Annotated in this window: 22 protein-coding genes; 17 read left to right on the top strand and 5 right to left on the bottom strand. The window is 69.0% G+C overall.

Annotation, left to right across the window (positions count from 1 at the left end; translation table 11 throughout):
- Position 1: 1 nt before the first annotated feature.
- Positions 2 to 973, bottom strand: a complete 972-nt coding sequence (locus ABD844_RS51995) for an FAD binding domain-containing protein (RefSeq protein ID WP_344897437.1) — start codon at positions 971 to 973, stop codon at positions 2 to 4.
- Positions 973 to 1,491, bottom strand: a complete 519-nt coding sequence (locus ABD844_RS51990) for a (2Fe-2S)-binding protein (RefSeq protein WP_425568806.1) — start codon at positions 1,489 to 1,491, stop codon at positions 973 to 975. The genes ABD844_RS51995 and ABD844_RS51990 overlap by 1 nt, the downstream gene beginning before the upstream one ends.
- 488 nt (positions 1,492 to 1,979) lie before the next feature.
- Here ABD844_RS51990 and ABD844_RS51985 point away from each other — a divergent pair, with 488 nt between their 5' ends.
- Both ABD844_RS51985 and ABD844_RS51980 read left to right on the top strand, forming a co-directional pair.
- Complete coding sequence (locus tag ABD844_RS51985; RefSeq protein ID WP_344897431.1) at positions 1,980 to 2,708, top strand: aspartate/glutamate racemase family protein; 729 nt, start codon at positions 1,980 to 1,982, stop codon at positions 2,706 to 2,708.
- A gap of 102 nt (positions 2,709 to 2,810) precedes the next feature.
- Positions 2,811 to 3,266, top strand: a complete 456-nt coding sequence (locus ABD844_RS51980) for a hypothetical protein (protein ID WP_344897428.1) — start codon at positions 2,811 to 2,813, stop codon at positions 3,264 to 3,266.
- Between the two features lie 40 nt (positions 3,267 to 3,306).
- Here the strand turns inward: ABD844_RS51980 and ABD844_RS51975 are convergent, their stop codons facing one another.
- Entirely contained in the window at positions 3,307 to 4,167 is an 861-nt protein-coding gene (locus tag ABD844_RS51975) for an IclR family transcriptional regulator (RefSeq protein WP_344897425.1), read from the bottom strand.
- A 183-nt stretch (positions 4,168 to 4,350) separates the two neighbouring features.
- Between ABD844_RS51975 and ABD844_RS51970 the strand changes: the two genes are divergently transcribed.
- The 7 genes from ABD844_RS51970 to ABD844_RS51940 all read left to right on the top strand — a co-directional run bounded on the left by ABD844_RS51970 (position 4,351) and on the right by ABD844_RS51940 (position 10,359).
- Positions 4,351 to 5,184, top strand: a complete 834-nt coding sequence (locus tag ABD844_RS51970) for an ABC transporter permease (protein ID WP_344897422.1) — start codon at positions 4,351 to 4,353, stop codon at positions 5,182 to 5,184.
- The gene (locus ABD844_RS51965; protein WP_344897419.1) at positions 5,181 to 5,891 is read left to right on the top strand and encodes an ABC transporter ATP-binding protein; all 711 of its coding nucleotides are present in this window, start codon (positions 5,181 to 5,183) and stop codon (positions 5,889 to 5,891) included. The genes ABD844_RS51970 and ABD844_RS51965 overlap by 4 nt, the downstream gene beginning before the upstream one ends.
- 47 nt (positions 5,892 to 5,938) lie before the next feature.
- Entirely contained in the window at positions 5,939 to 6,985 is a 1,047-nt protein-coding gene (locus tag ABD844_RS51960) for a PhnD/SsuA/transferrin family substrate-binding protein (protein WP_344897416.1), read from the top strand.
- Between the two features lie 30 nt (positions 6,986 to 7,015).
- Complete coding sequence (locus ABD844_RS51955) at positions 7,016 to 7,624, top strand: nuclear transport factor 2 family protein (RefSeq protein WP_344897413.1); 609 nt, start codon at positions 7,016 to 7,018, stop codon at positions 7,622 to 7,624.
- Positions 7,625 to 7,736: 112 nt separating this feature from the next.
- On the top strand, positions 7,737 to 8,972 hold the full coding sequence (locus ABD844_RS51950; RefSeq protein WP_344897410.1) for an acyl-CoA dehydrogenase family protein: 1,236 nt from the start codon (positions 7,737 to 7,739) through the stop codon (positions 8,970 to 8,972).
- Between the two features lie 109 nt (positions 8,973 to 9,081).
- The gene (locus ABD844_RS51945; RefSeq protein WP_344897407.1) at positions 9,082 to 9,477 is read left to right on the top strand and encodes a rhodanese-like domain-containing protein; all 396 of its coding nucleotides are present in this window, start codon (positions 9,082 to 9,084) and stop codon (positions 9,475 to 9,477) included.
- Between the two features lie 21 nt (positions 9,478 to 9,498).
- Entirely contained in the window at positions 9,499 to 10,359 is an 861-nt protein-coding gene (locus ABD844_RS51940; RefSeq protein WP_344897404.1) for a sulfurtransferase, read from the top strand.
- A gap of 116 nt (positions 10,360 to 10,475) precedes the next feature.
- On the opposite strand, the gene ABD844_RS51935 is transcribed toward ABD844_RS51940, so the two are convergent.
- Positions 10,476 to 11,318, bottom strand: coding sequence for a DUF2207 domain-containing protein (locus ABD844_RS51935; protein ID WP_344897398.1), 843 nt, complete (start codon positions 11,316 to 11,318; stop codon positions 10,476 to 10,478).
- A gap of 135 nt (positions 11,319 to 11,453) precedes the next feature.
- Between ABD844_RS51935 and ABD844_RS51930 the strand changes: the two genes are divergently transcribed.
- The 7 genes from ABD844_RS51930 to ABD844_RS51900 all read left to right on the top strand — a co-directional run bounded on the left by ABD844_RS51930 (position 11,454) and on the right by ABD844_RS51900 (position 18,593).
- On the top strand, positions 11,454 to 12,449 hold the full coding sequence (locus tag ABD844_RS51930) for a GntR family transcriptional regulator (protein WP_344897395.1): 996 nt from the start codon (positions 11,454 to 11,456) through the stop codon (positions 12,447 to 12,449).
- A 33-nt stretch (positions 12,450 to 12,482) separates the two neighbouring features.
- Positions 12,483 to 13,748 (top strand): ABC transporter substrate-binding protein, encoded by a 1,266-nt coding sequence (locus tag ABD844_RS51925; RefSeq protein WP_344897392.1) that lies wholly within the window; start codon positions 12,483 to 12,485, stop codon positions 13,746 to 13,748.
- Complete coding sequence (locus tag ABD844_RS51920) at positions 13,745 to 14,626, top strand: carbohydrate ABC transporter permease (RefSeq protein ID WP_344897389.1); 882 nt, start codon at positions 13,745 to 13,747, stop codon at positions 14,624 to 14,626. The genes ABD844_RS51925 and ABD844_RS51920 overlap by 4 nt, the downstream gene beginning before the upstream one ends.
- Positions 14,623 to 15,444 carry a carbohydrate ABC transporter permease gene (locus ABD844_RS51915; RefSeq protein ID WP_344897386.1) on the top strand — a complete coding sequence of 274 codons (822 nt, stop codon included), beginning with the start codon at positions 14,623 to 14,625 and terminating at the stop codon, positions 15,442 to 15,444. Before ABD844_RS51920 ends, ABD844_RS51915 begins: the two co-directional genes overlap by 4 nt.
- 17 nt (positions 15,445 to 15,461) lie before the next feature.
- Complete coding sequence (locus tag ABD844_RS51910; protein WP_344897383.1) at positions 15,462 to 16,127, top strand: gamma-glutamyl-gamma-aminobutyrate hydrolase family protein; 666 nt, start codon at positions 15,462 to 15,464, stop codon at positions 16,125 to 16,127.
- On the top strand, positions 16,124 to 17,680 hold the full coding sequence (locus ABD844_RS51905; protein ID WP_344897380.1) for a C45 family peptidase: 1,557 nt from the start codon (positions 16,124 to 16,126) through the stop codon (positions 17,678 to 17,680). The genes ABD844_RS51910 and ABD844_RS51905 overlap by 4 nt, the downstream gene beginning before the upstream one ends.
- Before the next feature lie 148 nt (positions 17,681 to 17,828).
- Positions 17,829 to 18,593, top strand: a complete 765-nt coding sequence (locus tag ABD844_RS51900; RefSeq protein ID WP_344897377.1) for a hypothetical protein — start codon at positions 17,829 to 17,831, stop codon at positions 18,591 to 18,593.
- Positions 18,594 to 18,717: 124 nt separating this feature from the next.
- Here ABD844_RS51900 and ABD844_RS51895 read toward each other — a convergent pair whose 3' ends face one another.
- Positions 18,718 to 19,434: a hypothetical protein gene (locus ABD844_RS51895; protein ID WP_344897374.1), complete on the bottom strand. Its 717-nt coding sequence runs from the start codon at positions 19,432 to 19,434 to the stop codon at positions 18,718 to 18,720.
- A 117-nt stretch (positions 19,435 to 19,551) separates the two neighbouring features.
- On the opposite strand from ABD844_RS51895, the gene ABD844_RS51890 reads away from it, so the two are divergent.
- Positions 19,552 to 19,881, top strand: a complete 330-nt coding sequence (locus ABD844_RS51890) for a hypothetical protein (protein WP_344897371.1) — start codon at positions 19,552 to 19,554, stop codon at positions 19,879 to 19,881.
- Positions 19,882 to 20,110: the final 229 nt, after the last annotated feature.

Here is a 20,110-nt window from a genome sequence, read left to right as displayed (position 1 = left end):
GTCAACCTTCCAGTTCCAGCAGTGCGCGTACGATCGTGCGCTTGAGCAGAGTCGGCTTGAACGTGTTGTCCGCCAGCGTCCGGGCGCCCTCGGCGGCCCTTTCGGCGGCCGCTTCGAACGCGGGGCGGCCGCTCGGCTTGCCGCGCAGGGCGTCCTCCACCTTCGGCAGCCTCCAGGGCACCGTCCCCATCCCGCCGACCGCGATCCGCGCGTCCTTGATCACGCCGTGCTCCGTGCGGAGCGCGACCGCCGCCGACGCCAGTGCGAACTCGTACGACTGCCGGTCTCGGATCTTCAGATAGGCCGAGTTGCCGGCCCATGGCAGCCCCGGGATGACCACGTCCGTGATCAGCTCGCCGGGCTCGAGGGTGAACAGGGCTTGCGGGGTGTCGCCGGGGAGCCGGTACAGATCCGCCAGCCGGATCACGCGTTCGCGGTCCGCGGCGCGGAGCGTGACCCAGGTGTCCAGTGCGACGAGGGCGACGGCCAGATCGCTCGGGTGCGTGGCGACGCACGAGTCGCTCGTACCGAGGATCGCATGCATCCGGTTGGACCCGTCGATGGCGGGACACCCGCTTCCCGGCACCCTGCGGTTGCACGCGGAGGCCGGGTCCCGGAAGTAGCCGCACCGGGTGCGCTGCAGGAGGTTTCCGCCGATGCTGGCCATGTTGCGCAGTTGCTGGGACGCACCGTCCAGCAGAGCCTGGGAGACGACCGGGAAACGGCGGCGAACGAGCGGATGCGCGGCCACGTCCGCCATCCGTTCGAGCGCGCCGATCCGGATGCCGGTCCCCTCGGCCCGGATCCCGCGCAGTGGCAAGGCATTGATGTCGACCACCCGCTGCGGGGTCAGCACCTCGAGCTTCATGAGGTCGACGAGGGTCGTGCCGCCGGCCAGGAACGTCGCCCCGGCGCGGCCGTGCGCGACCGCAGCGTCGACCGTCTCGGGCGCGCTGAACTCGAACGTGCGCATCAGCGGTCTCCCTTCCCGGCCTGGCGGACCGCGGCGACGATGTTCGGATAGGCGGCGCACCGGCAGATGTTGCCCGACATGTACTCGCGGATGTCGTCGTCGTCCCCGACCTCGCCGCGGTCCACCAGCGCGGCCGCCGACATGATCTGGCCGGACGTGCAGAAGCCGCACTGCAACCCGTCGTGCTCCAGGAACGCCTGCTGCACCGGATGCAGTCGGTCCCCGGACGCCAGACCTTCGACGGTGGTCACCGGCTCCCTCACGGTCACCGCGAGCGTCAGGCAGGACACGACCGGGCGACCGCCGACGTGCACCGTGCAGGCCCCGCACTGGCCCCGGTCGCAGCCCTTCTTCGGACCGGTGATGTCCAGCCGGTCCCGCAACGTGTCCAGCAACGTCCAACGCGGCTCGACCGCCAGGTGCTCGGGCTTGCCGTTCACCGTGAGCCGGATCGGAACCACGGACCCGGCGGGATCGGCAGGCGCGGCTGCGGCGACGCCGGGGCCCAGCACCGCCATACCCGCGGACGCGGCGACCGCTCCCTCCAGGAATCTCCGCCGCGTCACCCCGGTGCTCTCGCCGTCCGGACCTGTCATTCGCTTCTCCCCATTTCGTAGTAGGTCCCGGCTCTCAGGTGCCGTCATCTCGCCGGGAGCAGGATCACCGAAGGGTGTTCAGCAGATGTTGATGGACTTGCCGCGTTCGCCCACATCTCACAGCCGAACGAACAGGTCGCAGGACCGCAGAACGGCCAGGCCGTACTCCGGGGGCGGACGACGGCCTGGTCACCGGCCTTCTTCTTAGCAAATCACGGTTGCGTTATTAACGCAACCGGATTGCGTAATAATCTGAATCAGCACACACCCACGACAGGCACCGTCACCAACCCGGGACGCTCGACCACGATCCGCCAGCTCGCAGCCCGGGGCAGGCGACAGGGTGACGGCGACCATCGCCGGGCTGGGCAGCGTGACAGCCATCATTGACTAACCAAAAAGAGGACGTTATGCATCATTTCGGCATCCTGGCGCACAGCACGGAAGGAGCGGCGCTCAGCTTCCTCGCGTACTGCCAGGAAGGCTTCAGCCGGACGGGCCGCCACGAGCACCCGGACGTGACGCTCGACTACATCGCCTTCGGCTACAGCATGGCGGCCTGGGACTCGGGTGACCACGACTCGATCAGGCGGACCCTCGCCCTGAGCGTGGACCGCCTGGCCCGCGCCGGTGCCGCCTTCTTCGCCTGCCCGGACAACACCGCCCACCTGGCCCTCGAACGTCCCGGCCCGGACCTGGCCCTGCCGGGCCTGCACATCGCCGAGGTGGTCGCGGACCAGGCCGCCCGCGACGGGCGCGGGCGCGTCGCCGTACTCGGCACCAAATACACCATGGACGGACCGGTCTATCCGCGGGCGCTCGCCGCCCGCGGGATCGCCGCGGAACTACCGGAACCCGGGGACCGCGAGACGGTCAACCGCATCATCTTCGACGAGCTGGTCAGCGGCGTGTTCACCGACGCCTCGCGACAGGAGTACGTGCGCGTCATCAGGCGGCTGGCCGAGCGGGGATGCGATGCCGTCGCACTGGTGTGCACCGAGATTCCGCTCCTGGTGACGCCCGACGTCTCACCGCTGCCCACGCTCGACTCCACCCGCCTCCTGGCCACGGCCGCCTACGAGGTGGCGGTCGGGGAGCGGGCGCTGCCCTCCTGGCGTGGCGGGCCATACCCGGGCTGAGCCGGACCCGAGGTCCTCGGATCCAGCGGAAGCATCTACGTTATGGTCCGTGCGCCTGGAGCGGTTCCTGGGGCTTTGGAGTTTGGAGGCGGTTTGTCGCCGTTGGTCATCGAGGTGGATCCGCTGCGGGCGGCCGGCCCAGTGTTGCTGGGGGCGTCATTCGAGGAGGCGGGGCGGGCGCTGGCGGCGTGGGGAACGCCGCGGCCGTTCGCGCCGTATCCGGGGGCCGAGCCGCTGGATTGGCGGTTGACGGACTCGGGGGTGATTGCCCATGTGTTCTGCGGGTCCGCGGGGGTGGTGCAGACGGTCGAGATCTCCCGGTTCGGTGTCGAGTCGCGGGCGCGGGTGCTCCTGATGGGAATGGACGTCTTCTCGATGCCCGCCGAGCAGGTGATCGCGAAGCTGGAAGCCCGCTACGACGTGGCGGACGACGCGGGCGGCTTGGTCGTGCCGAAGCTGGCGATCGGGATGTCCTATCCGACGGACCCTGACCAGGAGGGTTTTGACAGCGTTCTGATCGCAGGTCAGGGCTACTACGACCCACCGAGTGCCGATTGATCATCCCGCCAGGTGTCGCAGAGTTCGGGCTCGGCGCGCTTCACAGCTTGCCGCGTAGCTCCGCGGCGATGTGCAGAACGTGCGCGGCGACCTCGGGGACACGTTCGAGAGGCAGGCGGACCGTCGGCGCCTGCACGGCGACCGCGGCGACGACGCGGCCGTCTTCGGCGAAGATCGGTGCCGCGACGGACCGTACGCCCAGCGTGCGTTCTTCGTTGTTGACGGCGTAGCCAAGGCTGCGGATTTCTTCTAGCGCCTGCTCGAGCGCGTGGACGCTGGTGATCGTGTGCGGCGTGATCGCGGGAAGCGGAACACCGGCGTCGAGAGGGAGGCCGTAGGCCAGCAGTGCCTTGCCCATCGCGCACGCGTGGATGGGGTTGCGCGCGCCGGGCGCCGCCTCGATGCGCAGCGTCTGGCTGGACGGGACGTGGCTGACGACCACGGTCTCGTGGCCGACCCGGATCCCGAGGTTGATCGCCTCCCCGGTCTTGGCGGCGAGCTCCTCGAGGAGGGGCAGGGCGGCGTTGAGGCCGAGGCGATCCAGGGCGAGACGTCCGAGGAGCGCCGTGCCGTAGCCGAGGTGGTAGCGCTCGGTGGCGGGATCCTGCTCCAGCAGCCCGCCGTTGCAGAGAGCGCGGACGATGCGGTGGGCCGTCGCGTTGCTGAGACCGGTTTCGTCCTCGATGTCGGTGACGGCGCGCTCCGGGTGGTGCTCGAAGCAGGCCAGTACGGCCAGCGCGCGTTCGATCGCCTGCGCGCCCGTTCGAGGACGTGCGGTCGGATCAGGGGTCACAGTGGGCACCACCCGATTCTGCCAAAGAAGTCGGTGATCTCCATCCATCGAGTGATCCTTCTGGCGCTCCCTCACGTCTGCCCTCCTATGCCTGGCCAGGCGATCCATCGTCTGCTCCACGTCTCAACATCTGAGCCAAAAACCCTCTAACTTGATAGAGATTACATGTTTCTCTATATTGTGGGGCATGAACCTCACATTGTGGGGTTGGGTTCTCGATGTGTATGGGCCTGACCTCTCCATCGGTCCATGCCGATCCGACGACGAGCGTGGGTCGTGAATGTTCACGAGGTGACGTCTCCCGCAGCACGGGCACCGGCCGCGGACGCCCAGCGCGTACGGGCGATCCGTCAGGGGCGTCACTTCCTCCGCTCCGCCGGACGGCGTACGTTGGTGCCGGCTCTGCTGGTCGCGAGCTGGCAGGTCCTGGCGTCCACCGGAGCGATCGACGCCCGGCTGTTCTCCTCACCACTGCTCACCGCGACGGCCCTGTGGGACCTGACCGTCGACGGCACCCTGCTCGACAACGTGCTCATCTCGATCCAACGTGCCGCTCTCGGCCTGTTCTTCGGCGTCTCGACCGCGTTGGTCCTCGGGGCGGTCGCGGGGCTCTGGACCATCGGCGAAGAGATCGTCGACTCGACGATCCAGATGGCCAGGACGGTGCCCGTCTTCGCGCTCACCACCGTGTTCGTGGTGTGGTTCGGGTTCGGTGAGGCGCCGAAGGTCCTGATCATCGCGGTCGCCTGCTTCTTTCCCGTCTACATCAACGTGTTCGCCGGCATCCGCAACGTGGACCGCCGGTTGATGGAGATGGCCGGTGCGATGGGCAAGACCCAACTGCAGATCATCTGGCACGTACTGCTGCCGGGCGCGATGCCACAGGCGCTCGTCGGACTGCGGTTCTCCCTCTCGATCTCGGTGCTGGCGCTGGTGGTCGCCGAGACGATCAACGCGAAGAGCGGTCTCGGCTACCTGATGACCACCGCGCAGCAGTACGTCGACACAGACGTGATCTTCAGCTGCGTCATCGTCTACTGCCTGCTCGGTATCGGAGTCGACGTGCTGGTACGTCTGCTGGAGAAGCGCGTGCTCGCATGGCGCGCGGGATTCGAGGGCCAATGAGCGCCACTCCCCCGGACCGCGTCACCGTCCGGGGCCTGCGTCGGGCGTTCGGCGACCGAGTCGTCATCGAGGACCTCGACCTCGACGTCGAGCCCGGGGAGTTCGTCTGTCTCCTCGGAGCCAGCGGGTGCGGCAAGACCACGCTGCTGCGCGCGCTGGCCGGTATCGATCACGCCGACGCGGGTCTGGTCGAGGTGCCGACGCCCAGCGCCGTGGTCTTCCAGGAACCCCGGCTGCTGCCGTGGAAGACGGTCGGGGACAACGTACGGTTCGGCGCCGACGCGCGCACGGACGCCCGCGAACCCGCTGTCACGGCGTTGGACGAGGTCGGACTCGCCGACCACGCGAGCGCGTGGCCGATGACGCTCTCCGGAGGCCAGGCTCAGCGTGTCGCGCTCGCGCGAGCGCTCGTACGTGAGCCGCGTCTCCTCCTGCTCGACGAACCGTTCGCCGCACTCGACGCGCTGACCCGGATCCGGATGCGCGAACTGGTGGGCCAACTGGTACGCCGCCATCGCCCGGCGACGGTGCTCGTCACGCACGACGTCGAGGAGGCGATCCTGCTGGGTGACCGCGTCCTGGTCATGGCCGGTGGGCGGATCGTCCGCGACATCGACGCGAGCACGATCGGCCGCGGGCCCGAGACGGCCGCGGATCTCGACCGACTGCGCCGTGAACTCCTGGCGGAGCTCGGCGTAGCCCTCTGACGACCTCAGCCCATGAACGCGCCAAGCCCTGACGACAGGAAGACCACATGACCCCGGCGAGAGCCCTCAAACACCTCATCACGACCACGGCCGCCGCGACGATCCTCCTCATCTCCACAGGTTGCGCCTCGTCCGACGGCGGCGATGCCGTGACGACGGCAGGCGCGGCAAGCACGGCAGACGCGGCAGGCAGCGGCAGCTCCGGGAGCGATCTGAGCGACGTCACGCTCTCGGTCGCCATCGGCTCGACCAGCAACGCCTTCCTCAAAACGGCAGGACTGTTCGACACGCCGTACGAGATCGAGCCGATCGAGGCGGCCGGCGGCAAGGACATCGCCGCCGCCGTCGTGTCGGGTCGCGCCGACCTGCTGCTGTTGGGCGATGTCGTCACCGCGAGTCTGCTGGGCCAGGACATCCCCCTGAACATCGTCTACGCCCAGCAGCGGGCCAAGGACTTCTGCGGCATTCTGGTGCCCAAGACCTCGCCGATCACATCGATCGAGCAGCTCAAGGGCAAGACGATCGGCAACGGCGTCTCGACCGCGGGCGAGGTCATCGCCATCCGCGCCTTCCAGCAGGCCGGCCTCGACTACCTCAAGGACGTCGAGCGTGTCGACCTGGCGACGACCCCCGAGTTGCAGGCGGCGTTCGTCAGCGGGCAGGTCGACGCCCTGGCCGCCTGCACCCCGCCCGCCGGCGCGCTGGTCACGGAGGGGCAGGCGCGCTGGCTGGTCACCGGTGAGAACGGCCTGTGGAACGCACAGAACTACTGGGTCCTCACCGATCAGACGTTGCGGGATCCCAAGAAGGTCGCCGCGGCACTGGACTACCTCAATCGGTTCCGCCAGTCCCTGGCCTACACCAATGAGCACCACGACGAGCTGATCGCCACCCTGTCGAAGGAGACGCAGGTGCCGGCCGAACAGCTCCGGGCATCGTTCGCCGGCGACATCACCCCGGTCGCGGTGGACGCCTCGGTGGTGACCGGACTGCAGAACACCTATGACGCGCTGGGCACGGCGGGCCGCGTGCCCGCGGGCAAGAAGCTCGACGACTTCTTCGACGACCAGTACACGGCACAGATCAACGGCTGAGACGCCGTGAACCAACCTGATGGAGGAATCATGGACGCCGAACTCGAAGGCAGACTGCGAGAGCTGCTCGACAAGCAGGAGATCCGCGAGGTGATCCTGCGGTACGCGCGAGCGCAGGAGCGACGTGACGCGCGGTTGCTCGCGTCGGTCTTCCACGACGACGCGATCTACGAACATTTCGAGCTGCCGCCGCAGCGCGGAAGCGACGCGATCGCCGCCTTGACCGCCAAGGCATGGGCGGGCTCCCCGCTGAAGACCAAGGGCTTGACGATCCCGAACACCGTGACCGAGGTCGAGGGTGACGTCGCCTTCTCCGAGTCTCACGGGTTGAGCCTGAACCCGGTCGAGCAGGAAGGCGAACGCTTCGACTATCTCCGCAGCCTGCGTTTCCTCGATCGTCTGGAGCGCCGTGACGGTGTCTGGAAGATCGCCCACCGCCTCGTCCTCCACGGCGGCTACGAACGCTGGGAACCGGGCGCGCCTGCGCCGTTCGCCGCGGCGGCCAGCCCCGAGCTGCGCAGCGCCTACCACCCCGACGACCTCTCCTATCGCATCCGTGAGCGGCTCAGGCCGGAGGCCGTGGCGGACCGGACGACGGCGGAGAAGCCGATCTACGCGCAGGAGCCCGACACCGCATAGGCGTGGAGCACCTGTTCCATCTCCACGACGTGAAGGAGCTGTTCATGACCGGACCACGACAAGACGGACACACCACGAGGGCCGGGCGGGCGCCAGAGCTGGGCGTGGGCAGGTGACGGCCCCGTTCCGCGCCGACCCCCTGGCCTCGCCCCGTACCGAGCAGGAGGCGCTGGCCGCCCTCGCCGAGATCGCGCCGGGCATCGCCGCACGCGCGGCCGACGAAGAGCCGTCCGCCGAGACCTTCGCCGAGCTCAGGCGGGCCGGGCTGACGTTGTTCGCGCTCCCGCGCACGTACGGCGGAAGCGGCGCCACGTTGCCACAGGCGGCCTCGGTGATCCGGGCGCTCGCCGCGGCGGACGCCTCCGTGGCGCTGGTGTTGACCATGCACTACATCCACGGCAACTGGGCAGTGGCGGGGCCCGCGCCGTCCAGGCCCATCCGTGAACTGGCCGCAGGCGGCCTGGTGAACCTCGCCGGCAGCGAAGGGGTCAGTGGCTCTCCCGGCCGGGGCGGCGCGGTGCGTACCCGCGCCGTGCCGCAGCCCGACGGCTCGTGGCTGATAACCGGTCACAAGCGGTACGTCACCGGCAGCGTCTTCCTGGATCACCTACTGATCTCGGCAACCGTGCAGGACGGCACCGCGGAGATCGGCGCAGGCCGAAGCGGGTCGTCGGGCAGTGGCGACGCCGAGAGCGGTGGCACCACGGACAAGCCCGTGGTGCGCACGTTCCTGGTCCCCGCCGACGCGCCGGGACTGCGGATCGATCCGACCTGGAACGCCTTCGGCCTGCGTGGCTCCGCCTCGCATGACGTCCTCCTGGATGAGGTGCGGGTGCCGGGCGACGCCGTCGTCGAGGCGTACGACGCCGGACTGCCGGAGGGCAGACGCTTCGGCATCTGGTGGGCGCTCCTGCTGGCCTCCATCCATCTGGGCATCGCCGAAGCGGCCCGCGAGGTCGCGCTCGACTTCGCGGCGGGCCCGCGTACCGATGGGCAGCCCGGAACCCGCGCCGAGCAGCCCCGCACCCAGGAGCACGCCGCACGTCTGGAGCTGGCCCTCACACAGGCGCGGGTGCTGCTGGAGGACGCGCTGCGGCGGGGTGCCACCGTGGCCGACCGGACTGAGGCCGTCGCGGCCGCCGCCACCAAACTCCTGGTGCATCGGCACGCCTCCGACGCGGTGGACCACGCTTGCCGCCTGGTCGGCGGCGCCTCCGTCTGGCACGAGTCACCGCTGGGACGGCACTTCCGCGACCTGCGCGTCGCCCTGTTCAACCCGCCGAACGAGGACGTGGTGATCGACTTGGTGGCCCGGTCCGTCCTGGGCCTGGACGAGAAACGTCGATAGACCCGGTGGCCGTGCACCCGGACAGCACACGCCGACCTCGTACCTTCCACCGGCCTTTCCCTCGACCGCGCGCGCACGAGCGCCGGGTCGCCAACCCCAGAGGAGCATCATGACCACGCAGGACGACATCCCCGCACGCGACGCCCTGATCGCCCCGGCGCAGGCGGCCGAGAAGCTCAGGAGCGGAGCGCTCTTCGTCGACGTCCGCCGCCCCGAGGCTCGGGTCGAACACGGCGTGCTGCCATCGGCCGTGGCGGTCGAGAAGATCGACGTGGCGAGCCGATTCGCGCGCAGCTCGGCCGACCTGCTCCCCGACGCCGCCGACCTCGATCGGGACATCGTGGTCTTCTGCTCCACAGAACGCGGGTCGGGGCCCGTGGTCGAGCGACTCGCGGAGCTGGGCTACACCCGGGTGAGTCACATCGACGGCGGTTACAGCGCATGGAAGGAGCAGGGGTTCGACTCGCGCCCGCACGACGGCGGGCCCGCCGACCTGCCGATCTGACGAAGTAGGGAAGACGACGACGTGAGTACGGCCATCAGTCCACCACCACTGCCCGTCGACGAGCTGGCCGGACGGCTCCTCGCGGGGGAACGAATCCACCTGCTCGACGTCCGGTGGCAACTGGGCGACCCGGACGGGCGGCGGAAGTACCTCGACGGGCATCTGCCCGGTGCCCGCTACGTCGACCTGGACCGCGAGCTGGCCGCCAGGCCTTCCCCGGCCGAGGGCCGTCACCCGCTCCCGGACCCCGCCGACCTACAGGACGCGGCGCGCCGCTGGGGCCTGCGCGTCGGCGAGCCGGTCGTGATCTACGACGCGGTCGGCAACCTCGCCGCGGCCCGCGCCTGGTGGCTCCTGCGCTGGGCCGGGCTCCGAGACGTCCGGCTGCTCGACGGCGGCCTCGCGGCGTGGACCGCCGCCGGGCACCCGCTGGAGCCCGGCGAGGTCGTACCCGAACCGGGCAACGTGGTGCTGGGCTCGGGCGGGCTGCCGGTGCTCGACGCCGACGGCGCCGCGGCGCTGGCCGTACGCGGCGTCCTGCTGGACGCCCGCGCCGGGGAACGCTACCGGGGCGAGACCGAACCGGTGGACGCGCGCGCCGGACACATTCCCGGCGCGGTCAGCGCCCCCACCGGCGAGAACCTCGCCCCCGACCAGCGGTTCCGTCCCGCCCCCGAGCTGGCGGCACGCTACCTCGACCTGGGCGTGACGGCCGGATCCGAGATCGGGGTCTACTGCGGGTCGGGGGTGACGGCGGCGCACACCGTGTACGCGCTGGAGCAGATCGGGGTACGGGCCGCGCTGTACGCCGGCTCCTGGTCCCAATGGTCCTCGGACGCGACCCGCCCCGTCGCAGGAACGACACTCCGTTCGAGCACGTAGCCGGCCTACGGCGACATCGCCGTTGTCCATGATCTGGCAGCGTCTGTCGGCCGGCCCGGATGCCAAAGGCCACCGTTTCTCCTTCTGTTCCATCCGGTTCGACGCCGCCCGCCCGCTCAGGGGCGCACCTGCCGCAGGAACGCCGCGATGAAGCCGAACAGGGCAGCGTCCGAGACGAAGTCGGGTTGTGGGTCGTCCGTCCAGATCCACCACGGAGGGAAGCTCACGGGAGGGCGCTGGTGCTCGCACCACGTGCTGAACGTCTTCCGGTCGAGCAGCAGGTGCGCCCAAGGGAGCAGCCGCGTGGACGTCGAGGAGTCCATGACGACGCCCTCCCGCACGTCGTGTTCCAGCCGTTCTCGCAGTGCCAGCATCCGGTGCCGTTCTGCGCGTCCGAAGCGGCTGAGCCTGACTCCGCCGAGTTGCCAGGCTGTACCCAGCATGCCCATCCCCATGCTCAGGAACAGTGCGACCGGATAGGCGCCCACGACCAGGGCGAACAAGGCCAGCGCGACCCCCAGCACCACGCCCGCCAGAGCCGGCCAGGTCAGGCGCGACTGAAGCCCGTAGCCGCCGATGGCCCGGCCTACCGCCTTTCGCACTGCCGACAAGCTGATCCTGTATCCCGGCGGAAAGGCGGGCACGGTCAGCCGCTGCGGCCGGGCCATCTGGACCTCGTCGTCCTGGCCGAACAGACCGTTCAACACGGCAGCGCGGTCCTGCCGCAGGTCGTCAGGGTTCTTCGGACCGCGGCGCAGGGTGTATCCCTGGTAGTCGGCCAGCACCACAACATAGCCGTCATTTCCCAGGGCCAATATCTCTGCGGTGAGCACCCGGCTGAGATCATCGACCTTGGCCAGCCAGGGGCCCAGCAGGCAACTGGTGCGAGGAATCAACGCGCTGAGTGCTCCTTGGTCCTCCACCACGCCATTCTCGTGGCCGTGCGCGGTGTGCGCCATCCGATGTTCCGGCGGAAAAGGATTGAGCGGGGACGGAGCGTGGGCGCACCATCATGGCAGCAGTCCGAACGATCAGGACTCCTGGCGCCCGACAGGCGTTGACACCTGGAGTGTTTTACTGTTCCATAACACTCCATGACTGGCGTTGAGCTTGACAGACGGCTGCGCGTCGACCCCGATTCAGGGATTCCCCTTTGGGTCCAGCTACGGACCCAGCTCGAATACATCATCGCCACCGGCGAGTTGGCGCCCGGCGTGCGGCTCCCGGCCGTGCGCGTCCTGGCCCAGCGGCTCAGCGTGGCCGTGGACACCGTGCGCCAGGCGTACGACGGGCTGGCGCAGTCCGGCTTCGCGGAGACCCGGCACGGGGTCGGCACCCGGGTGACCCTGCCCGCCCGCTCGGCCACGCCCGGCAACGACTCGTGGGACCTGCGCCAGAGCGCCAAGGTGGACACAGCGCTGCTCGGCCTCCTCGCCGACGGGGTCACCCCCGCGATCGCGGGGCGGGCGGTCCAGCAACGACTGGCCATGCTGCGCCTCGGGCTGCGGGTGTCGTTCGTCGGCGTACGCGCCTCCGTCGAGCGGTACGCGGCCACCCTGTCGGAGCGGCTGCCCGATGGCGTCGGCGCCATCAAGGCCCTGGACATCGAGGAGTTCCGCCGCGCCGGGGTCGACGACGTCACCCACGTGATCAGCCTGGTCTTCCACATCAGGGAGGTCGAGGAGCGGCTGGCCGAGCAGCCCGTGCGCGTGCTGCCGCTGACCTCCGAGCTGGACGCCGAGGTGTTCGACCGCATCCGCCGCCTCGGCGCCGCCGACCGGCTCGTGCTGATCGCCAGGCCGGCCACCCGGCAGAGCTACGAGGCACTGATCCAGGAGCGGCACCCCGGCATCTCGGCCATGGAGTTCGTCCCCGATGACGACGACGACTCACTGCGGGCGGCGCTGCCGCACGCGACCGCGGTGCTGCACACCAGCGCCGCCACTCCCCTGGTCCGCCGGGCGGCGCCGCGGGCCGAGCTGATCGAACTGCGGCACGCCCCGAGCGAACGCTCACTCACGCAGGTCCTGAGCACGCTGCGCGCCGACTGGGACCTCATGATCCGACTCCAGCAATCCACCCTCACCTGATCTCACCATCGCAGCTCTCCGAAAGGCCCCATCATGCTGCGTTCCAGCCTGGCCACGTTCGCGTCCATGACCCTCCTGCTCACCGCCTGCTCCTCGGGCGAAGACTCCACCGCCGGCAAGGTGACCCTGACCGTCGCCTGGTGGGGCAACACCGCGCGGACCAAGGCGACCAACGACGCGATCGCGTTGTTCGAGAAGAAGTTCCCCAACGTCGAGGTGAAGGTCCGTCCGTCGGCCTTCCCCGGCTACTACGACAAGCTCAACACCGAGTTCGCCTCCGGCGCGGCACCCGACGTCTTCCAGGACGACCAGGTGCGCACGTACGCGGCCAAGGGGCTGCTGCTCGACCTCGGCGCGTACAAGGACGTCCTGAGGACCGACGCCCTCGGCGAGGAGTTCCTCGCGCAGGGCACGATCGACGGCAAGCTGATGGACGTGCCCGCGGGCACGAGCCCGATGGCGCTGGTCTACCAGCCGAAACTGCTGGAGAGCGGCGGCCTGGCCGCCCCCTCTGCCGGAACGAGCTGGCAGGACTTCGCCGCGCAGGCCACGAAGCTGGCCGCCGCGCTGCCGAAGGGCACCTGGGCGCTGGCCGACAGCAGCGCCCAGCACAACCACCTGCAGGTGTTCCTGCGTCAGAAGGGCAAGGACTGGTTCTCCGCCGACGGCAAGGCGCTCGGCTTCGCCAAGGAGGATCTGGTGGAGTGGTGGAAGCTCTGGGCGGACCTGCGTGACAAGGGCGTCGTCCCGCCACCCGACGTCACCAGCGGCTCGGCCGGCGGCGACGTCTCCCAGGACCCGGTGGCCGCCAAGAAGGTCGCCATGAGCGTGTACGGCACCAGCGTCAGCCTCCCGCGCGAGGACTGGAAGTACGGCCCCCTGCCCGGTGAGGAGGCGCGCCCCGGCGTGCACCTCATGCGCTCGGTGAGCTGGGCGGTCAACGCCAAGACCCAGCATCCGCGCGAGGCCGTGCAACTGGTGGACTTCCTGCTCAACGACCCGGAGGCCGGCAAAGCCCTGGGCCTGTCGCGCGGCGTGCCGCCGAACTCCGCCATCGCCTCCTCCCTGCTGCCCGGCCTCGACCCGCAGGACAAGCAGATCGCCGACTACGTCGACTACCTGCGCGAGCCCGGCAACAGCGGTGCGGCGCCCGCCCCCGACCCCACGGGCGGCAAGGAGATCCGCTCCGACCTGCTCACGCGGCACACCCAGGACATCTGGTTCGGCAAGGCGAACATCGAACAGGCCGCGGACGCCTTCGTCCAGGAGGCCGACAAGGTGCTGGGGCGAGCCAGTTGATCAAGCGTGACCTCGCGGCCTACGCGTTCCTGATCCCGTGGGCCGTGGGACTGCTCCTCCTGGTGGTGGCGCCGCTCGGCTGGTCGTTGTACCTGTCCTTCACCGACTACGACCTGCTGTCGTCTCCTCAGTGGATCGGCTTCGGCAACTATCGGGAGCTGTTCACCGACGACGACCGGTTCCTGCACTCGGTGCTCATCACCGGCGGGTACGTGCTGGTCGCGGTTCCGCTGCAGCTCGGCGCCGCACTGGCCGCCGCGCTCCTGCTCGCCAGGGAACGCCGGGGTCAGGGCGTCTACCGCTCGCTGTTCTACCTGCCGTCGCTGCTGGCTGCCAGCGTGGCGGTCTCCATCACCTGGCGGGCCATGTTCGACTACGGCGGCCCGGTGAACGGGGTGCTCGGCTGGTTCGGCGTCTCGGAACGTTCCTGGATCAACGATCCGGGAACGGTGATCTGGACGATCATCGCGCTGGAGATCTGGCGCTTCGGCGCGCCGATGGTCATCTTCCTGGCCGGGCTGAAGCAGATCCCCGGCGAGTTGTACGAGGCCGCCGCCCTCGACGGCGCGGGCCGGCTGCGCAAGTTCGTCAGCGTCACCGTGCCCATGCTGAGCCCGATCGTCTTCTTCAACCTGCTGCTGGGCATCATCGGAGCGTTCCAGACGTTCGCTCCCGCCCAGCTCGTCGGCGACGGCAACGGCGGCCCGGCCGACTCCACCCTCTTCTACGCGCTGAACCTCTACCAGCAGGGCTTCGACCATCAACGCATGGGATACGCCTCGGCGATGGCCTGGCTCATGCTGGTCGCGCTGGCCGCGGTCGCGGCCTTCCTGTTCCGCAGCTCGCGCCGTTGGGTCCACTACGGGGACAACACATGACAAACCGCCTCGCCCACGTCGCGATCGTCGGGACTCTCGTGATCATGCTCTATCCGCTGGTGTGGATGGTCATGACGGCGTTCAAGTCGACGGCCGAGATCGCGCAGAACGTCTCCCTCCTGCCGACGGAGCCCACGCTGGACAACTTCGTCCAGGGCTGGGACGGCGCGGGCGTGGAGTCGTTCGGCACCTACCTGCGCAACTCCACCGTCATCGCGCTGCTGGCGGTCGCCGGGAACGTCATCTCGTGCTCGCTGGCCGCCTACGCCTTCGCACGGCTGAGCTTCCGCGGCCGAGCAGTGTGCTTCACGCTCACCATCGGCATGTTGCTGCTGCCCAAGGACGTGCTGCTGATCCCGCAGTACTCGATCTTCCACGCGTTCGGCTGGGTGGACAGCCCGCTGCCGCTGATCGTGCCGTACTTCCTGGCCATGGACGCCTTCTTCGTCTTCCTCAACGTGCAGTTCCTGCGCGGGCTGCCGCGCGAGCTGGACGAGGCGGCGGCCGTGGACGGTTGCGGCGCTTTTCGCAGGTACTGGTACATCACACTGCCGCTGATCAAACCCGCGCTGGCCACCACGGCGATCTTCACGTTCATCTGGACGTGGAACGACTACCTCCCGCAGTTGATCTACCTCAACAGCGCGGAGAAGTACACCCTGCCCGTCGGCCTGCGCATGTTCCTCGACGCCACCGCGGGCTCGGACCTCGGGCCGATGACCGCGATGTCGGTGGTGTCGCTGCTGCCGCTGTTCCTGCTGTTCATGTTCTTCCAACGCCGACTGGTGCAGGGCATCGCCACCACCGGCCTCAAATGACTCCCGGAGCTTCCATCTTGATCATCATCACCGCCGGAGACCGCACGCCCGCGCGCCCGTACGAGGCCGCGATCGAACATGTCGGAGGCGTCCCGCGCACGATCACCCCGTCGCAGGACACGCTCGACCTGCCCGCCGAGGCGTCCGCGCTGGTCATGGCCGGCGGCGCCTCGGTGGAGCCCGCCCGCTACGACTCGCCGGTGGAGGACGGCGTGACGGTCACGCTCGACCAGCCGCGTGACCGGCTGGAGTGGGCCATGCTCGACCAGGCGATCGAGCGCGGCCTGCCGGTGCTGGCGATCTGCCGCGGCCTGCAGGTGGTCAACGTGTACTACGGCGGCGAGTTGCACCAGGACCTGACGCGAACGCCGTACTCGGTGCTCCACCGGCCCGACGCGGCGCGCACCCACCTCTCCCACCGGGTGACCGCCAAGGGCGGGCGCCTGGGTGAGCTGTTCGGCCCGGACGAGTTCGGCGTCAACAGCATTCACAAGCAGGGCGTCAAGCTCCTCGGCGACGGCCTGGACGCCACCGTCTTCAGCGAGGACGGCCTGATCGAGGGCCTGGAGCACACCAGAGACCGGATCCTGGCCGTCCAGTGGCACCCCGAGGAGCTCATCACGACCAGCCCGCAGTCCCAAGCCCTGTTCACCGACCTCATGCGAAAGGCCACCCCCAGGTGAAGAAGAAATCTCTGCTCGCCGCCGCCGCTGCTCTGGTCTCCGTCCTCGTCTGGACGCCGCCCGCGCACGCCTCCAGCTCCGCCGTCGCCACCGGGGCCTCCACCGTGGACGGCCGCCCGGTCGTATGGAAGAACCGCGATCACTGGTCCACGCCCGACGGCTGGCAGGTCGTGCCGTTCCACCAGCCGGCCGACGGCAGCAGCTTCGGCGGCGGCGACCGCTACACCTCCCGCTTCGGCTACACCGGCGTCACGGCGCGCGGCTCGTCCGGCCTGGACCCGATCACCGGCTCGACCGTCCCGTGGGCCGGCGCCAATGACCGCGGCCTCGGCCTGGTCCAGGTCGCCGGGCACACGCTCGACTCCGCCTTCGCCTCCAGCCACGGCTTCCCCGTCTCCCAGGACCTCGCCAAGGGCATGACCGGCGGTTACCTCAACCACCTGGTGCTCTCGCGGGCCGAACGGGTGGACGAGGTGGAGCAACTGCTGCGCGACACCAACGACGGCGGCGGGTTCAACGCCAGCACCGGCCGCAACACCTCCACGATCATCAGCGTCTTCGACCGGTGGGGCAACGCCGCCGTCTTCGAGATCGACGGTGACAGCTTCACCCGCGACAACATCACCTCCGAGTACACCCAGGACGCCGACGGCCACTACTCCGCGCCGCACACCGACGACAAGGACGCGGCCAACCCCGCCGACGGCGCCTACTCGGGCTACGACTGGCGGACGAACTTCAGCAGAGTCCAGTGGACCAAGCCGAACGGGTTCCCGTACTTCGTGGACGAGCAGGTCACCACGGTGGAGAACGACGTCGTGGTCAACACCGGCGACACGCCGGACGGCGTCCACGACTGGGAGGACTCCACCAGCGGCGTCATGCGCCACAACCGCGCGGGCATCCGCATGGACGATCCGCACAAGAAGGACTACCGCTACTTCATCCAGAAGGAGGTGCGCGGGTACGGCATCCCCGGCGACTACTCCATCGAGTCCCTGTCCAAGAGCATCGGCGACCTGCCCTCCGGGGAGAAGTCCACCGGCTACCACCTCAACCGTTTCGTCTCCACGTTCGGCACCGTGATCACCGGCTCCAAGATCGGCGACCCGTACGAGGGCAAGCTCACCACGATGTGGGTGGCCCTCGGCGAGCCCACGGTCAGCGTGTTCGTCCCGCTCTTCCCGTACGCGGGCACGACCCCGCCCGAACTGTCCGACATGTACCTGGCGAGCAACGCCAAGCGGCACCTCGTCTACGACTACACCGACGACAACTCGTGCGGCTACAGCTGTGGCCGCAACGCCGACCACACGATCGACCCGGCCGCCCTGGTCGGTGCCGGAGGCTACTACGGTACGGGCGGCATCCAGAAGTACACCTTCGGCATCGAGAACTGGGCCTTCGACCAGTACGACGACTTCATCGCCGACCTGCGCACAGGCACCCGCACCCCGGCCCAGCTCAAGGCGGACATGACGGCCTGGCAGCGCTCCATCGCCCAGACCGTCAAGAGCAACTACGTCAACGGCACGATCCCGGCGACCCGATAGCCGGGGAAGACGCGGGCGCAGCCGGTCGAGATCGGCTGCGCCGGCGACCGCCCTCGTCCATCCTATTGATACGGAGTGGCGGGAACTAGCGATATATCAGGCAGCTCACCACGCTTTCCATGGAAAATTCCAGACCATTCACGCCTAGATGACCGAAGAGTTTCCGATTATCCCCATCGAAGAGCGGCTGATATTAGCGATTCCGGGTACCTGCGGACCGGCCATCGGCGACACAGGAGGCTACGTACTGCTGCAGGAGGTCGCCGGAGGCAGCTTCGCCGCCATGTGCCAGATGGCAGAACTGGAGTCCCCTCGGGAGATCATCGCCGCCTTCAACGCGGTGTTGCACGGGTTGATCTGCAAGTGGAACAGGAAGCACCTGCGCGGGCTGACGCATGGCGACCTGCATACAGGCAACATCCTCCTGCCGCGCATGGGGCAAGGGGAGCTCCTGCCGCAGCGGTTCAGGCTGGTCGACCTGACCACCTTCGACATCAGCGCGCCCCTGACCAGAGATCCGGCCATGCTCCTGCTCTCCATCGTCGCCGGACGCGTACCGCTGGACGCACGTGCTCAGGAGGAGTTGGTCGACCAGATCGTACGAGGTGAGGGGCGCCATGACCTCTTCGCGCCACTGACGCGTGCGGTCCGCGACGTCGACGCCAAACTGATCACCGACGACTTCCGCGAGGACTGGATCAACCAGCTACCTTTGTCGCTGCTGGCCGCTGCGCTCCTGCACTGCACATTCGGCAATCTCGACGAACGTACACGCTGGTGGTTCTTCCGCTTGGCCGCACGATGCGGGGCGGAATACCTCCGCTCCACCGATTCGTGGCCGTCCTCCAACCACAGGCCGTCCGTGCTCGGGCTCGAGGACATGGGAGGGTTTCACATGTCGCCTCGCCCGTGAACGAGCGGCTATTGCCAGGGCCATGCCCCCGCCACAGCGCGCGATTCCGCACGTCTCCCGTGCGCTCGCTCGCCACGCCGGGCCGGGGGCGTGTACGGCGGAGCGCTGCGGGCGGGTGCCGCGGTCAGCTGGTGACGACCCTTTCGTCCTGGCGGCCCAGGAAGAAGTAGATGCCGCGATCGGCCTGCATGGCGGAGTGGAACTTCTTGGCCTTGGACTTGGCCGACTCGTTGGCGGTGACGATCGTGATGACCATGTAGTTCGTGTACGAGCCCGTGAAGATCGAGCCGTAGGCGTACCTGCTGTGGGCGCTGCTCCTGCGCCAGTTCACCTTGTTGTCGGCGGTGTTCTTGAACGCGTTCGCGGTCTTCTTGGCGTCACTGCTGTTGGCGAACGACAAGATGACCTGCACCGCCTTGAGGTTCCCACCATAAGCACTGTAGGCGAGCTGGACGGCGTTTTCACAGCCGTTGTCGGCCATCAGGCCCTCGGCGTCCACCGGGTCGCATGAGTCGTACGTCCAGCCGCCGACCTTGTTCGCCGCGTACTTCTCGTCCTTCAGGGAGTAGTTCCAGTCGCCGAATTCCGTGTGCTCGAGCGGCCCGTCCGATCCGCTGCTGGGGCTGCTCGGCGAGGTGGACGGCTCAGTGGGCTGGACGTCGGGCGATTCGGTCGGTGACGGTGGCGCGGACGACGGTGGCGCAACCGACGGCGACGCGTACGACGGAGGGAGGCTCGGCTGAGCGACGGTGGTGGCCTCCGGGCCGGGGGTGTTGAGATAGACGTACGTGCCGAACGCGCCACCGCCGAGGAGCAGCAGTGCCGACAGGGCGATGATCACGCCGATGAGGGCGGGGTTGGTGCGGTTGCCGGGCTGAGCGCCGGTGGGCGGTGTGGATGCCGGCCACGCCTGGGTCTCAAAGCGGTACTGCCCCGGGTTCTGCCCGTAGGGCTGCTGGTGGCTCTGCCCGTGCGGCTGCTGCGGCTGGCCTTGACCGTACGGCTGCTGGTGGCTCTGCCCGTGCGGCTGCTGCGGCTGGCCCTGGCCCTGGCCGTGGGGCTGCTGCTGGTGGCTTTGACTGCCCGGGTGTGGCTGACCCTGGCCGTAGTGACCCGCGCCCCGATCGTACGGCCCGGGGCCAGGGCTGGGCGGTTGTCCGTAGCCGGCGGCACCAGGAGGCGGACCGCCCTGGCCAGGCTGCGGCCAGGGCGCCTGCTGGTTGTGTTGACCGTGTTCCTGGTGGCCGGGGCCCTGCTGGGTGCCGTAGCCGGGGACGTCCTGGCCTGACGACGGCCCGTACCCTTGCTGTCCCTGCGGCCCCCAGGGTCCCTGCGGAGCGTGCTGCTGAGGCTGCGCCATCCCTCCACCAGGAGGCGAGTTATCCCCGCTTGCCGCAAATGCCCCGTGATCACGATCTGACACGATGCCGTACCATTTCCTTCCCCGAGCCGACGCGGAGCCGACGCGCGCCTAGGGATCGGCATCTTTCCATATGCGGTTTGATTTCTACTGAATT

The organism is Nonomuraea antimicrobica (assembly GCF_039536965.1).
Lineage (GTDB): Bacteria > Actinomycetota > Actinomycetes > Streptosporangiales > Streptosporangiaceae > Nonomuraea > Nonomuraea antimicrobica.
Note: the sequence above shows the minus strand (reverse complement) of the source record. Positions and strands in the feature narration are given on the sequence as shown.